A 16,527-nucleotide genomic window follows, 5' to 3' on the forward strand; every position below is an offset into this window, starting at 1 on the left:
ACCAACGGGAAACCCCCAAAAGAACGGGCCGGGAGGAACAGCAACGACCAGCCGGGACAGGAATGTCCGACCCGGCTCCGCGCCGGCAGGCTCCCAAATGTCGACCACAAGAGCCCCAGCCGCAGGAAGGGCGCCCCAGATCGCTACGCGCTCCTCACGTTTCAGCGTCTGCGGTCCGTCTGGGGCTGATCTCGCCCCAGATCGCCACGCGCTTCTCCTTGACGGCGTCCAGCGGCCGTCTGGAGCCGATGTCTCGACACGGACGATTTTCGCGAACTGTCAAGTCACGAAAATCAGGGGCATGACGCGACACGCTCACCTGGCCCTAATTGAGAACTGGGTAGGCCATTCGGCCATCTCTTTCCCCCTATCTCGACGGAGGTGAATTCTCATGACTCGGGCATCCCGTGTACAGCGTCTCGCCGTCCTTACCGCCTCGAGCGCTCTGGTGGCAGCAGGCGCTTTGCTGCCGTCCAGTGCATTCGCCGCGCCGGCGACGGCGCACGCCAAAACCGTAACCGCTACGGCTGTCAGTAGCGGTGATCACGGCTGGGGCTGGGGCTACTGCTATCGAAACCGCGACCGCCACGGCTGGGACTGGGACTGGGGCTGGGCTTGGGGGTGGGGCGTTTGCTACAACAACAACAACCACCACCACAACCACCACAAACATCACCATGACTGGGACTGGTGAGGCGGTTATGGAAAACAGAAATTGACCTGACGGTCCGGGCCGGGTGGTGGATCCATCCAGTCCGGACCGCCTCATACGGAAATGAGTCATCCCCTGGTCGGTCGCAGACGCCGGCGGTGAGAAGCGCGTAGCGATCTGCGGCGAGATCAGCCACAGACGGGCTGCGGACGCTGAGCCGTGAGGAGCGCGTAGCGATGTGACGCGCCCTTCCTGCGGCTGGGGCTCTTTTGGTCGACATGTGGGGAGCCTGCCGGCGCGGAGCCGGGTCGGACATTCCTGTCCCGGCTGGTCGTTGCTGTTCCTCCCGGCCCGTTCTTTTGGGGGTTTCCCGTTGGTCCTTGTCTTTCCGTGGCGGGTCGGTCTGTCAAGGGTCGCCGCAGGCGATCGCGCAGCGACGCGACGACGAAGGAGGAGCGCCCTTGACGGGGCGGCCCGACGCGGAAGGACAGTGGGACCGACGGGAAAGCCCCAACCCTTTACGGCGCCGACCGACCGGGGCACCGACAAACCCCGCCCCCGCCCCGCCCCCGCCCCGCCCCTCAGAACGCCGGCCGCTCCGGGTCCAAGGCGGCGCGTCCCTCCGTGGGGGACGAGGCTTCCGCGAAGCGGCGTTGGGGGATGCGGCCCGCGCGGTGCGCGAGGCGGCCGGCCGAGACCGCGTCGCGCATGGCCGCCGCCATCAGGGCGGGGGACTGGGCGCGGGTGACCGCCGAGGCGAGCATCACCGCGTCGCAGCCGAGTTCCATGGCGAGGGCCACGTCCGAGGCCGTGCCGGCCCCGGCGTCGAGGATGACCGGGACACCCGCCCGTTCGGTGATCAGCTCGAAGTTGTGCGGGTTGCGGATGCCCATGCCCGAGCCGATCGGGGAGCCGAGCGGCATGATCGCCGCGCAGCCCACGTCCTCCAGCTTGCGGGCGAGCACCGGGTCGTCGTTGGTGTACGGGAGGACGGTGAAGCCCTCGTCGACCAGGATCTCGGCCGCGTCGAGGAGTTCGACCCCGTCCGGGAGGAGGGTCCGCTCGTCCGCGACGACCTCCAGTTTGATCCAGTCCGTGCCCAGCGCCTCGCGGGCGAGGCGCGCCGTCAGGACGGCCTCGCCCGCCGTGAAGCAGCCCGCCGTGTTGGGCAGGACCGCGATGCCGAGCTTGGTGAGGACGGAGAGGACGGATCCCTGGACGGTCGGGTCCAGGCGGCGCATCGCGACGGTCGTGAGTTCCGTGCCGGAGGCGACCAGTGCGCGCTCCAGGATGTCCAGGCTCGGGGCCCCGCCCGTGCCCATGATCAGGCGGGAGGAGAAGGTCCGGCCGCCGAGGGTGAAGAGGTCGTCCGCCATGTCGCTCAGCCTCCCTGGACCGCGGTGAGGATCTCGACCCGGTCGCCTTCGCCCAGCGCCGTGGCCGGCCACTGGCCGCGTGGGACGACGGTCTCGTTGAGGGCGGCCGCGACGCCGGAGGGGGCGGTGGTGAGGGTGGCGACCACCGAGTCGAGGGTGGTGCCGGCCGCGATCTCGCGCGGCTCGCCGTTGACGGAGATGGTCATGCGTAGGACTCCTGACGTGCGGCGGAGAACCGGCGGGGGGAGAAGGGGCGGGCGATCGGCGGGAGTTCGCCGGTGGTCAGCAGCTCCGCGAGTACGTCGCCGGTGAGGGGGGTGAGGAGGACCCCGTTGCGGTAGTGGCCGGTGGCCAGGTGCAGGCCCGGCAGCTCGGTGGGGCCGAGCAGCGGGGCGTTGTCGGGGGAGCCGGGGCGCAGGCCGGCCTTGGTCTCGACGAGGGGGAGTTCGGTGATGCCGGGTACCAGCTCGTGGGCGTCGCGGAGGAGTTCGTAGACCCCGCCGGCGGTGACGGTGGTGTCCCAGCCGAGTTCCTCGCTGGTGGCGCCGAGGACGAGTTCCCCGTTCTCGCGCGGCACCAGGTAGACGTGGCTGCCGCGTACGACGGCCCGTACGGTCCGGGAGAGGAACGGCGCGTAGGTGGGAGGGACGGACAGGCGCAGTACCTGGCCCTTGACCGGTCGGACGGGTACGGCCGCCTCCGGCGGCACGCCGGGCAGCTTGCAGCTGAGGGAGCCGGCGGCCAGGACCACCTGGTTCGCGCGCAGCTCCGTACCGTCGTCCAGTACGGCGCCGGCCGCGCGGTCGGCGGTGACCACGAGCCGTTCCGCGTTCGCCCGGTGGACGATCACCCCGGACCGCTCGCAGGCGGCCAGCAGGGCGGCCGCGAGCCGGCGCGGGTCGACCTGGTGGTCGCCGTCCACGCGCAGGCCGCCGCGGACGCCGGGGGCGAGCATGGGCTCCAGGCGGCGGCACTCGCGGCCGGTGAGCCATTCCGACTCCAGGCCGCAGCGACGCTGCAGGGCATGGAGTTCCCGCAGGTGGAGGCGGTCGTCGGAGTCGAGGGCGACGGCGAGGGTGCCGCAGGCGCGGTAGCCGATGTCCATGCCGCCGCTGGCCTCGGCGAGTTCGGCGGCGAACTGCGGATAGCGCTCGGCGGAGGCGAGGCCGAGGCCCAGCAGGGACTCCTCGCCGTAGTGCAGTTCGGTGACGGGGGCGAGCATGCCGGCCGCGACCTGGGCGGCGCCGCCGCCGGGGGCGGGGTCGGCGAGGACGGTGCGCAGGCCGCGCTGGGCGGCCCGCCAGGCGGTGACCAGGCCGATGATCCCGCCGCCGATGACGAGGACGTCGGATACCGTTCCGGTTCCGGATCCGGTTCTGGACCCTGTTCCGGGTCCCGTTTCGGATCCCGTTTCGAGTCCTGTTCGATTCCGAGATGAAAACATGGGCGTCCAGCCCCTCCCTTCGCCGGCATGACCCGGATCAGGTTCGTACGGTCGGAGGCCGTCCAGCCTCCCTCTCAGCCCGGTGCGCCGGACTCCCGCGATAGGTACGGTGGCCAGACTATCCCGGCCGTCGACGGCGGGTAAGGCGGCACCTATTCCTGACGGGACGTCAGATGATTAGGGTGGCCGGGTGAGTGAGCAGACGGAGAAGAATCAGAGCGGCGTCGTGATCGTCGGCGCCGGAATGGCCGGTGTGCAGACCGCGGTGGCCCTGCGGGAGCAGGGCTACGCCGGCCCCGTGACCCTGCTGGGGGCCGAACCGCACCAGCCCTACGACCGGCCCCCGCTCTCCAAGGCGGTCCTGCTCGGCAAGGCCGAGGACTCCGCCTTCGACGTGGACTTCGAGGGACTCGGCATCGAGCTCAGGCTCGGCACCGAGGTCACGGGGCTGCGGGCCGGCGAGCGGGAACTGGACACCGAGGCCGGCCCGGTCCCGTACGAGGTCCTCGTGCTGGCCACCGGAGCCGAGCCGCTGACCCTGCCGGGGACCGAGGGCGTTCCCGGCGTCCACCTGCTGCGCACCCTCGACGACGCGGCCCGGCTGCGGCCGGTCCTGGCCGAGGCCCCGTCGGTCGTGGTCGTCGGGGCGGGCTGGATCGGCGCCGAGTTCGCCACCGCGGCCCGGGAGGCGGGCTGCGCGGTGACGGTGGTCGAGGCCGCCGAGCGGGTGCTGGCGGGGGCGCTGCCCGAGGAGGTCGCCGCACCGATGGGGCGCTGGTACGCGGAGGCGGGCGCCGAGCTGGTCACCGGCGCGAGGGTCGCCGGGGTCGAGGCGGGGCGGGTGCTGCTGGAGGACGGCCGCGAGCTGCCGGCCGGGGCGGTGGTGGTCGGCATCGGCGCCCGCCCCGCCACCGGGTGGCTGGCCGGGACCGGGGTGGAGCTCGGGCCGGACGGGTCGGTCACCGCGGACGAGCACCTGCGTACCTCCCTGCCGGGGGTCTACGCGGTCGGCGACTGCGCGTCGTTCCCCTCGGGGCGGTACGGGGCGCGGCTGCTGGTGCACCACTGGGACAACGCGCTGCAGGGGCCGCGGGCGGTCGCGGCGAACATCCTGGCGGGGGGTGGGGAACCGGGTGAGGTGTACGACCCGGTCCCGTACTTCTGGTCGGAGCAGTTCGGGCGCTTCGTGCAGTACGCCGGGCACCACGGAGGGGCGGACGAGCTGCTGTGGCGGGGGGACCCGGCCGGGGAGGCGTGGTCGGTGTGCTGGCTGAGGGGCGGGGTGCTGGTCGCGGTGCTCGCCGTGGGGAGGCCGCGGGATCTTGCGCAGGGGCGGCGGCTGATCGAGACGGGGGCGACGGTCGACCCCGCGAAGGTCTCCGACCCGGGGGTTCCGCTGAAGTCGGCCGTCGCCGCCGTGTAGCCGCGTGACCGGCCGGGTCGGTCGGGTCGGCGGGGCCGGGGCTCCGCCCCGGGCCCCGCGCCTCGAACGCCGGCGGGGCTGGAAGGCGGCGGGGCCGGGGCGCTACCCGGACGGGGTGGGTCAGGTACCGGCGGCGGAGTCGAGATGGCAGGCTTGGGGTGTGACCGAGATTGACGCAAAGATCGATGCCCTAGTCCCCTCCTGGCTGTACCTCCCCGACATCGCGGAGATGCTCGACATCGAGGTGACCCGGGTCCGCCAGATGGTCAAGGAAGGTCAGCTGGTCGCCGTGCGCCGCGGCGAGAACCGCTCCCTCCAGGTGCCCGCGCCGTTCATCGACGGCGACAAGGTCGTCAAGGGCCTGGTCGGCCTGCTGACGGTGCTCCGCGACGACGGCTTCTCCGACGAGGAGATCCTGGAGTGGATGTTCACTCCGGATCCGACCCTGCCCGGCACCCCCGCGCAGGCGCTGAGCGAGAATCGTGGCACGGAGGTCAAGCGCCGGGCGCAGGCGCTCGCCCTCTGAGTCGATTCGTCCGAACCACTGAAACACCGCGGTGCGCGGGCCTCCGTGCCCGTGCACCGCGCTCCACCACGGGGGGTACACCCATGCAGCAGCTGTCCGACGCCCGGCTCTACCTGTGCACGGACGCCCGGAAGAAGCAGGGTGACCTCCCCGAGTTCCTGGACGCCGTGCTCGCCGGAGGCGTGGACATCGTCCAGCTCCGGGACAAGGGCATGGAGGCCGGGGAAGAGCTCGAGCACCTGCGGGTGTTCGCCGAGGCCGCCCGCCGGCACGGCAAGCTCCTCGCCGTGAACGACCGCGCCGACGTCGCCCACGCCATCGGCTCCGACGTCCTGCACCTCGGCCAGGGGGACATCCCCGTCCCCGCCGCCCGCGCCATTCTCGGCGAGGGCGTGCTGATCGGCCGTTCCTGCCACGCGGAGTCCGAGGTCGACGCGGCCGTCGCGGAGCCCGGCGTGGACTACTTCTGCACCGGCCCCTGCTGGCCCACCCCCACCAAGCCCGGCCGCTACGCCCCCGGCCTCGGGCTCGTCCGGTACGCGGCCTCGCTGGAGCAGGACCGGCCCTGGTTCGCCATCGGCGGCATCGACGCCTCGAACCTGGACGAGGTGCTGGACGCCGGAGCCACCCGCGTCGTGGTCGTCCGCGCGATCACCGAAGCCTCCGACCCGGGCGCGGCCGCCGCCGAGCTGGCCAAGCGCGTAAGGGCCCGCATCGGCCAATAGCCCCGACGAGGTGTCCAAAAAGGTGTCCAAAAGACGGACACCGCTTCGGGCTGCGCCATGCCACGTCTAACCTGCCCGTATGGCCTTTGGTACCGCTTCCACCTGGTCGGACCGTGCACACACGGTCCGGGATCTCCTCGCGTCCGGGCACTCCTACTCCTTCGAGTTCTGGGCGCCGAAGACCGAGAAGGGCGAACGCAACCTCTGGAACGCGCTGCGCCGGGTCGAGGCGGTCGCCCCCAGCTTCGTCTCCGTCACCTACGGGGCCGGCGGCTCCACCCGCGGCGGCACCGTGCGGGCCACCGAGCAGATCGCCTCGGACACCACCCTGACCCCCGTCGCGCACCTCACGGCGGTCGACCACTCGGTCGCCGAGCTGCGCCACGTCATCGGCCAGTTCGCCGACGCCGGCATCCGCAACATGCTCGTCCTGCGCGGGGACCCGCCGGGCGACCCGATGGGCGAGTGGGTGGCGCACCCCGAGGGCGTGCACTACGCCGCCGACCTCGTCCGACTCGTCAAGGAGTCCGGGGACTTCTGCGTGGGCGTCGCGGCCTTCCCCGAGATGCACCCGCGTTCGTCCGACTGGGACACGGACATCCGGCACTTCGTGGACAAGTGCCGCGCCGGCGCCGACTACGCCATCACGCAGATGTTCTTCGACCCGGAGAATTATCTGCGGCTGCGCGACAGCGTCGAAAAGGCGGGCTGCGAGACCCCGATCATCCCCGAGATCATGCCTGTTGTGGGCATCAAGCAGTTCGACCGACTGCCCCAGCTCACCAACGCGGTCTTCCCTGCGGACGTGAAAGAGCGCATGCTCGCGGTCAAGGACGACGCGGCCGCTGTACGCTCCATTGGCATCGAGTTCGCCACGGAGTTCTGCGCGCGGCTGCTGTCCGAGGGTGTACCGGGACTGCACTTCATCACGCTGAACAATTCCACGGCGACTCTCGAAATCTACGAGAACCTGGGCCTGCACCAGCGGGCCTGATCGGCCGTACGCCATGGGCGGCCGTACCGAGAGGGGCCACGCATGGGTATGACGGTCCTCTACATCGCGTTCGGCATCGTCGCGTTGTGGCTGCTCGCCGAGGTCCTGATGCAGTACAAGGCCCGGCTCCGCTGGCGCCTGCTCGCCTTCGCCGGGTTCCTCGGCGTGGTCGCCGGGGTGGTGCTGCCGTCGGTGCTGGTCATCGGCGTCGGCGCGGCCATGTTCGCCGCGGGGCAGACCCTCGTCACGCTCTCGTTCCGCAAGGGCTTCGTGGCCGGCTGGGCGCTGCGCCGCGGCGGGGAACCCGTACGGAAGACCGGGCGGCGCCGCTCCGGCGCGGCGGCGAAGAAGGAACCCTCCCTCCAGGTCACCGGGCTGGAGTATGAGGGCCAGGGCGACGACCGCGGCGACGGCCGGGACCGTCCCGAGTCCCCGGAGGTCTACAGCCCGGAGCCGGTGCCCGAGGACACGGGGTCCTACGGGATCCAGAGCTTCGCACCCGGCCGGCCCGACCAGGACGCCGCGCAGACGGCGGCCTTCGCCTCGCCGTTCACCACGGCCGAGCAGGACGCCCACCAGTACGCCGCGTACTACGACCCCTCGCAGTCCCAGGGCGGCCAGGGCTACGACTACTCCAACGGCTACACGGGTGGCGAGCAGCAGGTGTACGCCGCCTACTCGGACCCGTACATCGGCACCGGCGGGTCGGTCCCGCCCGGCGTCGACCCGTACGCCGCCGGCTACGCCCCCTACGGCGACCAGACGCAGCAGCAGTACTCCATGGACACCCCGCCCGGCGGGGTCTGGGTCCCGCAGCAGCGGACCACCGACGCGTACGGGCAGCCGTACCCGGCGGAGGACCAGCAGCAGGGCTACCCGTACCCCTCCCAGGGCACCGGCGAGTACGAGCAGTACCGCTACTGACCCACCGACGGACCCCGCGGCTCACTGCGAGCCGCGGAACTCCGCGCCCTCCACGATCAGCCCGGCCACCAGGGCCCCGGTCATCCCGGCGTGCGGCAGCCCGCCACCCGGATGCGCCCAGCCGCCCGCCAGGTACAGGCCGGGCACGGCCGTGGTGTTGGCCGGGTGGAGCAGCCGGCCCCCGGCCCCCGCGAGCGCGGGCGGGGGCACCGCGCCGCCGACCGCGCCCGTCGCCGCCTCGATGTCGGCGGGGGTTCGCACCTCCTGCCACAGCAGGCGCTCCCGCAGCCCTGGAACGGCCTTCTCGGCGAGTTCCAGGAGTTCCCCGTCCGCAGGGACCCGGGAGCCGCACACGGCGCTCACGGTGACCGCCTCGTGGTCCGCGTCGGGACGGGTGGCGGGGTCGTCGGGGCGCATCACGGTGACGTCCGGACCGGGAGCCCCACCCGGTGTGCCGTGGACCAGGGTGCGGTGGACGGCGTCGGCGGGGCGGGCCCCGCGCAGCGCGAGCAGCAGGGTGATCCGGCTCGGCACCCCCTCGCCACGGGCGGGGACCGCCTCCGGGGGCCAGGGCAGGGACCGGGCCGGCAACTGTCGCGGGTCGATCCCGCAGACCACGGAATCGGCCTCCACCTCGGTGCCGTCGGCCAGCAGCAGCCCGGACGCCCGGCCGCCGGACGCGAGCACCTCCCGCACCTCGGCGCCGAAGACGAAGGCGACCTTCCGCTCCAGGCAGCGCTCGTACACGGCGGTGGCCAGCGCCCGCATGCCGCCGCGCACGTACCAGCTGCCGAAGGTCTGCTCCATGTACGGGAGCACGGCCGCGGAGGCGGGCGCGGTGGCGGGGTCGATCCCGTACGTGCGGACCAGGCCGGTCAGCAGTTGCCCGAGCGCGCCGCCCAGCTCCCGGTCGGCCACCTCGGCGAGGGTCGGGGTGCGGCGGCGCAGCAGGCCGCTCCTGCGCAGGGCGGGGTACGGGTCGCCGCCCAGCGTCCGCCGGGCCTCGCCCGCGCGCAGCGGCTCCTCCAGGAGCGGGCGGCGGGTGGCGTCCCAGGCGTCCCGGGCGCGGCCCAGCACGTCGTTCCAGCGCTCGCCGGCACCCGGGCCGAAGGCGGTGTCGAGGGCGGCGGCGACCCCGCCGCGCGAGGCGCCCGGCAGGGTGACGTCGATGCCGTGGTGGGGGAGGACGTGCCGGATGGCCGGGTCCACCTGGACGGTGTCCACGCAGTCCTCCAGGGACCGCTTGCCGGTCTTCACGAACAGGTCGCGGTAGACGGCGGGCAGGTGCAGCAGTCCGGGGCCGGTGTCGAAGGCGAAGCCGTCGCGCTCGTACCTGCCGAGCGCACCGCCGTAGGTGGTCCCGCGCTCGTACACCGTCACCCGGTGTCCCGCCACGGCCAGCCGGGCCGCCGTCGCCATCGCGCCCATCCCGGCGCCGATCACCGCAATTCGTGCCATGCGGCCGAGCCTATCGAGCCCGGTCAGCGGTACGGCGGGGCCCCGGCGGTCTCACGGGCCCCGGGGCCCATGCGCTTCTCCTCGCGGCGCTGGGCGCGCCGGCGCAGGAAGCGGCGGATCTTGGTCCAGAGGAAGACCAGCAGGGCCAGACCGGCGGCGAGCATGACGGCCACGATGGTCGCGGCGGCCCCCGGGTGGAAGATCGCGAAGGTGACGATGCCGGCCACGCCGAGGTCCTCGGCCGTGCTCACCAGGATGTTGCTGAACGGCTCCGGCGAGGTGTTGATCGCCATCCGGGTGCCGGCCTTGATGAAGTGGCTGATCAGCGCGGTGGAGCCGCCGATGGCGCCGGCGGCGATGTCGGAGAGCGAACCGCTCTGGCCCGCCAGCAGGGCACCCACCACCGCACCGGACACGGGGCGGATCACGGTGTGGACCGAGTCCCATACCGAGTCCACGTACGGGATCTTGTCGGCGACCGCCTCGCAGAGGAACAGCACGCCGGCGACGATCATGACGTCGGTGCGTTGCAGCGAAGCGGGGACCTCGTCGGTCATGCCGGTCGCGCCGAAGATGCCGAGCAGGAGGACCACGGCGTACGCGTTGACCCCACTGGCCCAGCCGCTGGTGAAGACCAGGGGGAGCACATTCACGCGATCATCATGCCGCAGTCGGGGGCCGAACGGGTGTCGATCGCGTGCGGAATCGGGGAGCGGGACGGTGACGGGAGGCACAACGGCGAGGGGACGGCCACCGGGCGGCGGCCGTCCCCTCGTTCACGTTGATTCCGGGGCCGGTGGTGCTACTGCCCCTGCTCGTCACGGCGGCGCTGCCACCGTTCCTCGATGCGGGTCATCATCGACCGACGCTGGCGGCCCCGGCCATGGGCCGAACCGCCTGCACTGCCGGAGACGGGCTGCTCGCCAGGCTTGGGTGCCTTGCGCCAACCGGTGACCACGAGAACCGTGCATCCCAGCATGACGAGGAAGCCCACCACGCTGATCCAGAGCACGTTCGGAATGATCACACCGGTCATGAGGAGCGCGATACCCACCACAATGCCTGCGACTGCCTGGTAGACCCGTCGCCGGGTGTACGTACGCAGTCCGCTTCCCTCAAGCGCTGTCGCGAACTTGGGATCTTCGGCGTACAGCGCTCGCTCCATCTGCTCGAGCATTCGCTGCTCGTGCTCCGAGAGCGGCACGGGAGTCCTCCTCATCCGTCGGTCGCGGGGGGTAGCGACCAGGGGTCCCCTTCAGGATAGGCGGGGAACCGCCCCCGTGATACCCGCCCTCTATGCCACGTTCCTAAAAATGCACTGCCGGAAAGAACTGCATATCCGTCCGGCCATGTGAGCGGCCACTGAGGCGCTTATTCCCCAATGATCCGTCCGCCATGCCGTTCGGTTACCCGATCATACGGGGCCGAGCGTCGTGGCGGAGGGTGTGTGGCCGACTCCATGCGAGGAAGATCGCAGATCAGCCCTGCTTCTCGCCCAGTACGTGCAGCTGAGTGGCGACGGCGTGGAAGGCGGGGAGCTCCGCGGCGGCTTCCTCCAGGCGGAGCAGAGCCTCGACGGCACCCGGCTCGGTGTCCACCAGGACGCCCGGGACGAGGTCGGCGAAGATCCGCACGCCGTGGACCGAGCCGACGTCCAGGCCTGCCCCGCCGACCAGCTCGGAAAGCTGTTCGGCGGTGAAGCGGCGCGGCACCGGGTCGCCGGAGCCCCAGCGGCCGGCCGGGTCGGTGAGGGCGGTGCGGGCCTCCGTGAAGTGGCCGGCCAGCGCGCGGGCGAGCACGGCCCCGCCGACTCCGGCGGCGAGCAGGCTGAGCGTGCCGCCGGGGCGCAGGGCGGCCACCGCGTTCGCCACGCCCTCGGCCGCGTCGTCGACGTACTCCAGCACGCCGTGGCAGAGGACCACGTCGTACGCGCCCTGCTCGACGACCTCCAACAGGCCCTGGGCATCGCCCTGGACGCCGCGGACCAGGTCGGAGAGACCCGCCTCGGAGACCCGGCGCTCCAGCCCGAACAGCGCGTTCGGGCTGGGGTCGACCACGGTGACCCGGTGGCCCAGGAGGGCCACCGGCACCGCGAACTTGCCGGTACCGCCACCGGTGTCGAGCACGTCCAGCACATCCCGCCCGGTCGCCTTCACCCGGCGGTCGAGTGCCTCCTTGAGGACCTCCCACACCACGGCGGTGCGAAGGGAGGCGCGGGGGCGGGAATTGTCCGACACGGCTGATGGCTCCTCGGCGCGCTAGGGAATCGGGTGGGCCGTCAGTGCCCCACCCGGTCCCACCCTATTGCCTCGTGCAGTCCGGCAGCTCATCCCGCGTCCGGACGCTCCGGACGAGGTCCCGGCAAGGGCCCCGGGAGGGTCTGCGCCAGTGGCCGGAGGGCGAGCATCCGTTCCACCAGGCGCAGGAACATCGAGGCGGAGCGCACCAGATCGTCCGCCTCGCGGGGGCTCGCCGCGCCCGCTATCCCCGCCTCGGCCCGGGCCCGGCGGGCCGCGCCCGAGGCGAAGAGCGCGCTCCACTCGGCGAGCTCCGGCGCCATCTCCGGGAGCACCTCCCACGCGCTGCGGATCCGGGGCCGGCGCCGCGGGTTGACCGGCTCCGGCCGCCCGCGCGCGGCGAGCACGGCCGCGGCGGTGCGCAGCGCGGCCAGGTGGGCGGTGGCGTACCGCTCGTTGGGTCGGGTCAGCCGCGCCGCCTCGGCCAGGCCGGCGCGGGCCTTTTCGAGCAGGTCGAGCGCGGACGGATCGGCCGTCGACTTGCGCGGGACGGGATGGACAGGGGACGGGGACGGTGTGGCCATGACGAACCTCCTGTCGATGCCTTGCACGTGTGTTGCTGCCTGGTCCCCATCGTGACGGGCGCCACTGACAATCCCGCTGACCTGCTGTTTTGCGCTCGCGGACAGGGCAACTGCCCCCTCCTGCGCGCGTGATGCGGAAAGGGGTGCTAGTTTTTGAACTGACCGGTCAGTTCAAAAAGAAGGGGGGACGGCGTGGACAGCCCGCACGGCGCGGCCGTCAAAGCCGAGAACTTCGGACTCAAGGGCCCGCGAGGATGGGCCTTCCGGGGAATCGGCGTCGACGCGGCGCCCGGCTCGCTCATCGCGGTCGAAGGTCCCTCCGGCAGCGGCCGCACCTGCCTGCTCCTCGCCCTCACCGGACGGATGAAGGCCACCGAGGGCCACGCCGAAGTCGGGGGCCACCGGCTGCCGAAGCGGATGACCGCGGTCCGCAAGACCGCCGCCCTCGGCCCCGTCACCGGGGTCAACGAGCTCGACCAGGCCCTCACCGTCGCCGAGCAACTGCGCGAGGGCGCCCTGCTCCAGCGCCGCTACGAGGGTTCCGTCCGTGCACTGCTGCGCCCCCGCGACGAGCGCAGCGCCGCGACCGCGGGCCGCATCGACGCCGCGCTCGCCGCCGCCGGACTGGACCTCGACACGCTGCCGAAGGGCGGGCGGACCTCCGTACGGGACCTGGAACGACTGGAGGCCGTACGGCTGTCCGTGGCCATCGCCCTGCTCGGCGAGCCGCGACTGCTGGCCCTGGACGACCTAGACCTGAAGCTCTCGGACGCCGAACGCGACGAGGCCTGGGCCATGCTCCGCCGGATCGCCGCCGCGGGCACCACCGTCCTCGCGGTGTGCAGCGAGGCCCCGGCCGACGCGATGGTCCTGCGGACCGCCGCCACCCCGGCGGTCGCCACCCCGGAGGCCGCCACCACCGAGGCCGTCACCGCCGAGACCGGCACCGACACCGACAACGAAGACACGAAGGGGGCGGACGATGCGCTCGCCGAAGCTGGCCGCGCTTGAGCTGAAGCGGTTCGGGCGGGGGAAGCTGCCCCGGGCCGCTCTCGTCGCGCTGCTCCTGCTGCCGCTGCTCTACGGAGCCCTGTACCTCTGGTCGTTCTGGGACCCGTACAGCCGCCTCGACAAGGTGCCCGTCGCCCTCGTCAACTCCGACAAGGGCGCCACCGTCGACGGCAAGCACATCGACGCCGGCGGCGAGATCACCAAGAAGCTCCACGACAGCAAGACCTTCGACTGGCGCGAGGTCAGCCCCGAGGAAGCCGCCAAGGGCCTGGAGAACGGGACGTACTACCTGTCCCTCACCATGCCCGCGGACTTCAGCCAGAAGATCGCCTCCAGCTCCGGCCAGGACCCCACCACCGGGGCCCTCCAGGTCCGCACCAACGACGCCAACAACTACATCGTCGGCTCGATCTCCCGGACCGTCTTCTCCGAGGTCCGCTCGGCGGCGTCCACCAACGCCTCCCGCGGCTTCCTCGACAAGATCTTCGTCTCCTTCTCCGACCTGCACGACAAGACCGCGCAGGCCGCCGACGGCGCCGACAAGCTCAAGGACGGCGCGGGCAAGGCCCAGGAAGGCGCCAAGGAGATCGCCGCCGGACTCGACACCGTCGAGGAGAAGAACGGCGAGCTGACCGGCGGGCTGAGGAAGCTCAACGAGGCCTCCGCCAAGCTGGCGAAGGGCACGAAGGACGTCGCCGCCGGCACCCAGCAGGTCGCGGACAAGGTGGGCGGCACCGCCTCCCAGGTCCGCCCCTACCTCGACAACCCCAAGCAGCTCGCCGACACGGCCCTGCTCGTCGCGGACACCGCACAGGTCGTCAACAACCACCTCGAAACCTTCGGCAAGAAGGCCCCGGCAGCCGCCAGGGTCAGCAAGCAGGCCGCCACCCTGGCCGCCGACACCTACGCCCGCACCTGCACCGGCTCGGCGCCCAAGCCGCTGCCCGCCACGTGCGCCGACATGAAGAAGCTGAAGGACACCACCGCCGAGGCCGCCCGGCTCACCGGTGACGTCGACAGCCTGGTCAAGGACTCCGGCGGGGACCTGGCCGCCCTGCGGAGGCAGCTCACCGACCTGGAGAAGCAGGCCCGCAAGCTGGCCGCGGGCGCCCCCGGCCTCGCGGGCAAGCTCGACCAGGCGGTCGCCGACATCAAGGCCCTCAACGACGGCGCCCACAAGGTCGCCACCGGCATGGCCCAGCTCCACGAGGGCCTGGGCAAGGCCACCGACGGCTCCGCCGCCATCGGCGAGGGGGTCGGCAAGATCGGCGACGGCGCGCACAGCCTCAGCGGCGGCATGTACAAGCTCGTCGACGGCACCGGCGAACTCGCCGGCGGCCTCCACGAGGGCGTCGACAAGATCCCCGACTACGACGAGCAGCAGCGCGACGCCCGCACCGAGGTCATGGCCGACCCCGTCCGGCTCGCCAACCAGTCCCTGCACAAGGCGCCCAACTACGGCACCGGCTTCGCCCCCTACTTCATCCCGCTCTCCCTCTGGGTCGGCGCGATGGTCGCCTACATGCTGATCGCCCCGCTCAACAAGCGGGCCCTGGCCGCCGGAGCCTCGCCCTGGCGGATCGCCCTCGCCGGCTGGCTGCCCGTGGCGGGACTCGGCGCGGCACAGGTGGGCGCCCTGATGTCCGTACTGCACTTCGGACTCGGCCTGGAGATGGCCCACCCGGCCCTCACCATCGGCTTCCTGATGCTGGTCACGGGCTGCTTCGCGGCGATCGTGCAGTGGCTCAACGCCAAGTTCGGGGCGGCCGGACGGATCCTCGTCCTCGCCGTGCTGATGCTCCAGCTGACCTCGGCGGGCGGCACCTACCCGGTGCAGACCAGCCCCGGCTTCTTCAACGCGATCCACCCGTACCTGCCGATGTCGTACATCGTCGAGAGCCTGCGCCACCTGATCAGCGGCGGACCGCTCACCGCGGTCTGGCAGGGCTGCGGGGTCCTGCTCGCCTTCACGGTGGGCGCCCTCGCGCTCACCGCGCTCGCCGCGCGCGGCAAGCAGGTGTGGACGATGGACCGGCTGCACCCCGAACTGAGCCTGTAGGGAGCGGTTGACCTGTGAGAATCAGCGCCATGGAAAGCAGCACCGGCAGCACCACCGGTACCAGCGCGGGCGGCCGACGGCAGGCCACGCGGCAGAAGCTCTACGAGGCGGCCGTGACGCTCATCGCGGAGCAGGGCTTCTCCGCGACCACGGTCGAGGAGATCGCGGAGCGGGCCGGCGTGGCGAAGGGCACCGTCTACTACAACTTCGCCAGCAAGAACGACCTCTTCGAGGAGCTGCTGCGGCACGGCGTCGGACTGCTGACCGCGTCCCTGCGGGAAGCCGCCGAGACCACCGAGGCGCGGGGCGGCACGCGGGTCGAGGCCCTCGACGGCATGATCCGGGCCGGTCTCGTGTTCATCGACCGCTACCCGGCCTTCACGCAGCTGTACGTCGCCGAGCTGTGGCGGACCAACCGGACCTGGCAGTCCACGCTGATGGTGGTCCGCCAGGAGGCGGTGGCCGTCGTGGAGAAGGTGCTGGCGGAGGGCGTCGAGCGGGGTGAGCTGAGCGCGGAGATCGACGTGCCGCTGACGGCGGCGGCACTGGTCGGGATGGTGCTGGTGGCGGCGCTGGACTGGCAGTCCTTCCAGCGCGAGAGGTCCCTGGACGACGTCCACTCGGCACTGTCACTGCTGCTGCGCGGGCGGGTCAGCGGACACTGACCCCCGGTCGGCGGTGTCCGCGCCGGGCGGGGAGCCCGTAGAACTGGTGGGGTCCCGCTGCGGCGGCTGAGTATCCGTACCTAGACGCGGATATGAGTAGGCGCGCGGATGGGCCCCCACCTGCGCGGACGCCAGACTGGGGACAACGGACGGGAGACCCGGCCCGCACCGCCGACACGGGGCTGCGGAGCGGGTCGGGTGCCTCCCGGTCCGGTTGCGGGGGTGTGGGGCGGAAACGGCGGGGCTCGGGGGGATCGAGCCTCGCCGTTTCCCATTCGCGGGTTCCGTTGCCGGGTGCGGCGCCGTTGTCGGGGGCTCCGCCCCCGAACCCCCGCGCCTCAAACGCCGGCGGGGGGGGGGGGGGGGCCGGCGGGGGGGGGGGGGGGGGCGGGGGCGGGGGGGGGGGGGGGGGGGGGGCCGGGGGGGCGGGGGGCGGGGGGGGGGGCGGG

Annotated in this window: 16 protein-coding genes and 1 riboswitch; of the genes, 8 read left to right on the forward strand and 8 right to left on the reverse strand. The window is 72.4% G+C overall.

Translation table 11 applies throughout. The annotated features are described in order from the left end of the window. Nucleotides 1–1,233 precede the first annotated feature (1,233 nt). The 3 genes from ACFYZL_RS11305 to thiO form a co-directional block, all read right to left on the reverse strand. A complete protein-coding gene (locus tag ACFYZL_RS11305) occupies nucleotides 1,234–2,028 on the reverse strand; it encodes a thiazole synthase (RefSeq protein WP_388678182.1) in 795 nt (264 codons plus the stop codon). 5 nt (nucleotides 2,029–2,033) lie between these two features. Then, nucleotides 2,034–2,234, reverse strand: a complete 201-nt coding sequence (thiS, locus tag ACFYZL_RS11310) for a sulfur carrier protein ThiS (RefSeq protein ID WP_384593944.1) — start codon at nucleotides 2,232–2,234, stop codon at nucleotides 2,034–2,036. Further along, on the reverse strand, nucleotides 2,231–3,472 hold the full coding sequence (gene thiO, locus ACFYZL_RS11315; protein WP_388678186.1) for a glycine oxidase ThiO: 1,242 nt from the start codon (nucleotides 3,470–3,472) through the stop codon (nucleotides 2,231–2,233). Before thiO ends, thiS begins: the two co-directional genes overlap by 4 nt. After that, nucleotides 3,470–3,581, reverse strand: a riboswitch (TPP riboswitch). (Overlaps the previous gene by 3 nt.) Before the next feature lie 81 nt (nucleotides 3,582–3,662). Between thiO and ACFYZL_RS11320 the strand changes: the two genes are divergently transcribed. The 5 genes from ACFYZL_RS11320 to ACFYZL_RS11340 all read left to right on the forward strand — a co-directional run bounded on the left by ACFYZL_RS11320 (nucleotide 3,663) and on the right by ACFYZL_RS11340 (nucleotide 8,064). Next, the gene (locus ACFYZL_RS11320) at nucleotides 3,663–4,895 is read left to right on the forward strand and encodes an NAD(P)/FAD-dependent oxidoreductase (RefSeq protein ID WP_388678189.1); all 1,233 of its coding nucleotides are present in this window, start codon (nucleotides 3,663–3,665) and stop codon (nucleotides 4,893–4,895) included. A gap of 160 nt (nucleotides 4,896–5,055) precedes the next feature. Then, nucleotides 5,056–5,421 carry an Rv2175c family DNA-binding protein gene (locus ACFYZL_RS11325; RefSeq protein WP_384593954.1) on the forward strand — a complete coding sequence of 122 codons (366 nt, stop codon included), beginning with the start codon at nucleotides 5,056–5,058 and terminating at the stop codon, nucleotides 5,419–5,421. An 83-nt stretch (nucleotides 5,422–5,504) separates the two neighbouring features. Then, nucleotides 5,505–6,146 (forward strand): thiamine phosphate synthase, encoded by a 642-nt coding sequence (thiE, locus tag ACFYZL_RS11330; protein WP_384757477.1) that lies wholly within the window; start codon nucleotides 5,505–5,507, stop codon nucleotides 6,144–6,146. Nucleotides 6,147–6,225: 79 nt separating this feature from the next. Continuing rightward, on the forward strand, nucleotides 6,226–7,140 hold the full coding sequence (metF, locus tag ACFYZL_RS11335) for a methylenetetrahydrofolate reductase [NAD(P)H] (protein WP_384757474.1): 915 nt from the start codon (nucleotides 6,226–6,228) through the stop codon (nucleotides 7,138–7,140). 42 nt (nucleotides 7,141–7,182) lie between these two features. Further along, on the forward strand, nucleotides 7,183–8,064 hold the full coding sequence (locus ACFYZL_RS11340) for a hypothetical protein (protein ID WP_384757471.1): 882 nt from the start codon (nucleotides 7,183–7,185) through the stop codon (nucleotides 8,062–8,064). Nucleotides 8,065–8,085: 21 nt separating this feature from the next. On the opposite strand, the gene ACFYZL_RS11345 is transcribed toward ACFYZL_RS11340, so the two are convergent. From ACFYZL_RS11345 to ACFYZL_RS11365, 5 genes are all read right to left on the reverse strand, one after another. After that, nucleotides 8,086–9,522 (reverse strand): phytoene desaturase family protein, encoded by a 1,437-nt coding sequence (locus tag ACFYZL_RS11345; RefSeq protein ID WP_384757470.1) that lies wholly within the window; start codon nucleotides 9,520–9,522, stop codon nucleotides 8,086–8,088. A gap of 23 nt (nucleotides 9,523–9,545) precedes the next feature. Further along, nucleotides 9,546–10,175, reverse strand: coding sequence for a DUF4126 domain-containing protein (locus ACFYZL_RS11350; protein WP_384757467.1), 630 nt, complete (start codon nucleotides 10,173–10,175; stop codon nucleotides 9,546–9,548). A 149-nt stretch (nucleotides 10,176–10,324) separates the two neighbouring features. Further along, the gene (locus ACFYZL_RS11355) at nucleotides 10,325–10,726 is read right to left on the reverse strand and encodes a DUF3040 domain-containing protein (protein ID WP_384593973.1); all 402 of its coding nucleotides are present in this window, start codon (nucleotides 10,724–10,726) and stop codon (nucleotides 10,325–10,327) included. 274 nt (nucleotides 10,727–11,000) lie between these two features. Next, entirely contained in the window at nucleotides 11,001–11,759 is a 759-nt protein-coding gene (locus ACFYZL_RS11360; protein ID WP_384757464.1) for a methyltransferase, read from the reverse strand. An 89-nt stretch (nucleotides 11,760–11,848) separates the two neighbouring features. Next, complete coding sequence (locus ACFYZL_RS11365) at nucleotides 11,849–12,343, reverse strand: SAV_6107 family HEPN domain-containing protein (protein ID WP_384757461.1); 495 nt, start codon at nucleotides 12,341–12,343, stop codon at nucleotides 11,849–11,851. A gap of 192 nt (nucleotides 12,344–12,535) precedes the next feature. Between ACFYZL_RS11365 and ACFYZL_RS11370 the strand changes: the two genes are divergently transcribed. From ACFYZL_RS11370 to ACFYZL_RS11380, 3 genes are read left to right on the forward strand one after another with little or no spacing between them, the layout of a single operon-like run. After that, nucleotides 12,536–13,354: an ATP-binding cassette domain-containing protein gene (locus tag ACFYZL_RS11370; protein ID WP_388678197.1), complete on the forward strand. Its 819-nt coding sequence runs from the start codon at nucleotides 12,536–12,538 to the stop codon at nucleotides 13,352–13,354. Further along, nucleotides 13,326–15,413 carry a YhgE/Pip family protein gene (locus ACFYZL_RS11375; protein ID WP_388678200.1) on the forward strand — a complete coding sequence of 696 codons (2,088 nt, stop codon included), beginning with the start codon at nucleotides 13,326–13,328 and terminating at the stop codon, nucleotides 15,411–15,413. Before ACFYZL_RS11370 ends, ACFYZL_RS11375 begins: the two co-directional genes overlap by 29 nt. A gap of 14 nt (nucleotides 15,414–15,427) precedes the next feature. After that, a complete protein-coding gene (locus ACFYZL_RS11380; RefSeq protein ID WP_384593987.1) occupies nucleotides 15,428–16,078 on the forward strand; it encodes a TetR/AcrR family transcriptional regulator in 651 nt (216 codons plus the stop codon). Nucleotides 16,079–16,527: the final 449 nt, after the last annotated feature.

Origin of the sequence: Streptomyces sp. NPDC001717 (assembly GCF_042892775.1) — a bacterium.
Lineage (GTDB): Bacteria > Actinomycetota > Actinomycetes > Streptomycetales > Streptomycetaceae > Streptomyces.

Coding starts and splice junctions, on each gene's coding strand:
- thiE (WP_384757477.1), top strand. CDS start 5,505: ATGCAGCAGCTGTCCGACGCCCGGCTCTACCTGTGCACGGACGCCCGG.
- metF (WP_384757474.1), top strand. CDS start 6,226: ATGGCCTTTGGTACCGCTTCCACCTGGTCGGACCGTGCACACACGGTC.
- ACFYZL_RS11340 (WP_384757471.1), top strand. CDS start 7,183: ATGGGTATGACGGTCCTCTACATCGCGTTCGGCATCGTCGCGTTGTGG.
- ACFYZL_RS11305 (WP_388678182.1), bottom strand. CDS start 2,028: ATGGCGGACGACCTCTTCACCCTCGGCGGCCGGACCTTCTCCTCCCGC.
- ACFYZL_RS11375 (WP_388678200.1), top strand. CDS start 13,326: ATGCGCTCGCCGAAGCTGGCCGCGCTTGAGCTGAAGCGGTTCGGGCGG.
- ACFYZL_RS11365 (WP_384757461.1), bottom strand. CDS start 12,343: ATGGCCACACCGTCCCCGTCCCCTGTCCATCCCGTCCCGCGCAAGTCG.
- ACFYZL_RS11345 (WP_384757470.1), bottom strand. CDS start 9,522: ATGGCACGAATTGCGGTGATCGGCGCCGGGATGGGCGCGATGGCGACG.
- thiO (WP_388678186.1), bottom strand. CDS start 3,472: ATGTTTTCATCTCGGAATCGAACAGGACTCGAAACGGGATCCGAAACG.
- thiS (WP_384593944.1), bottom strand. CDS start 2,234: ATGACCATCTCCGTCAACGGCGAGCCGCGCGAGATCGCGGCCGGCACC.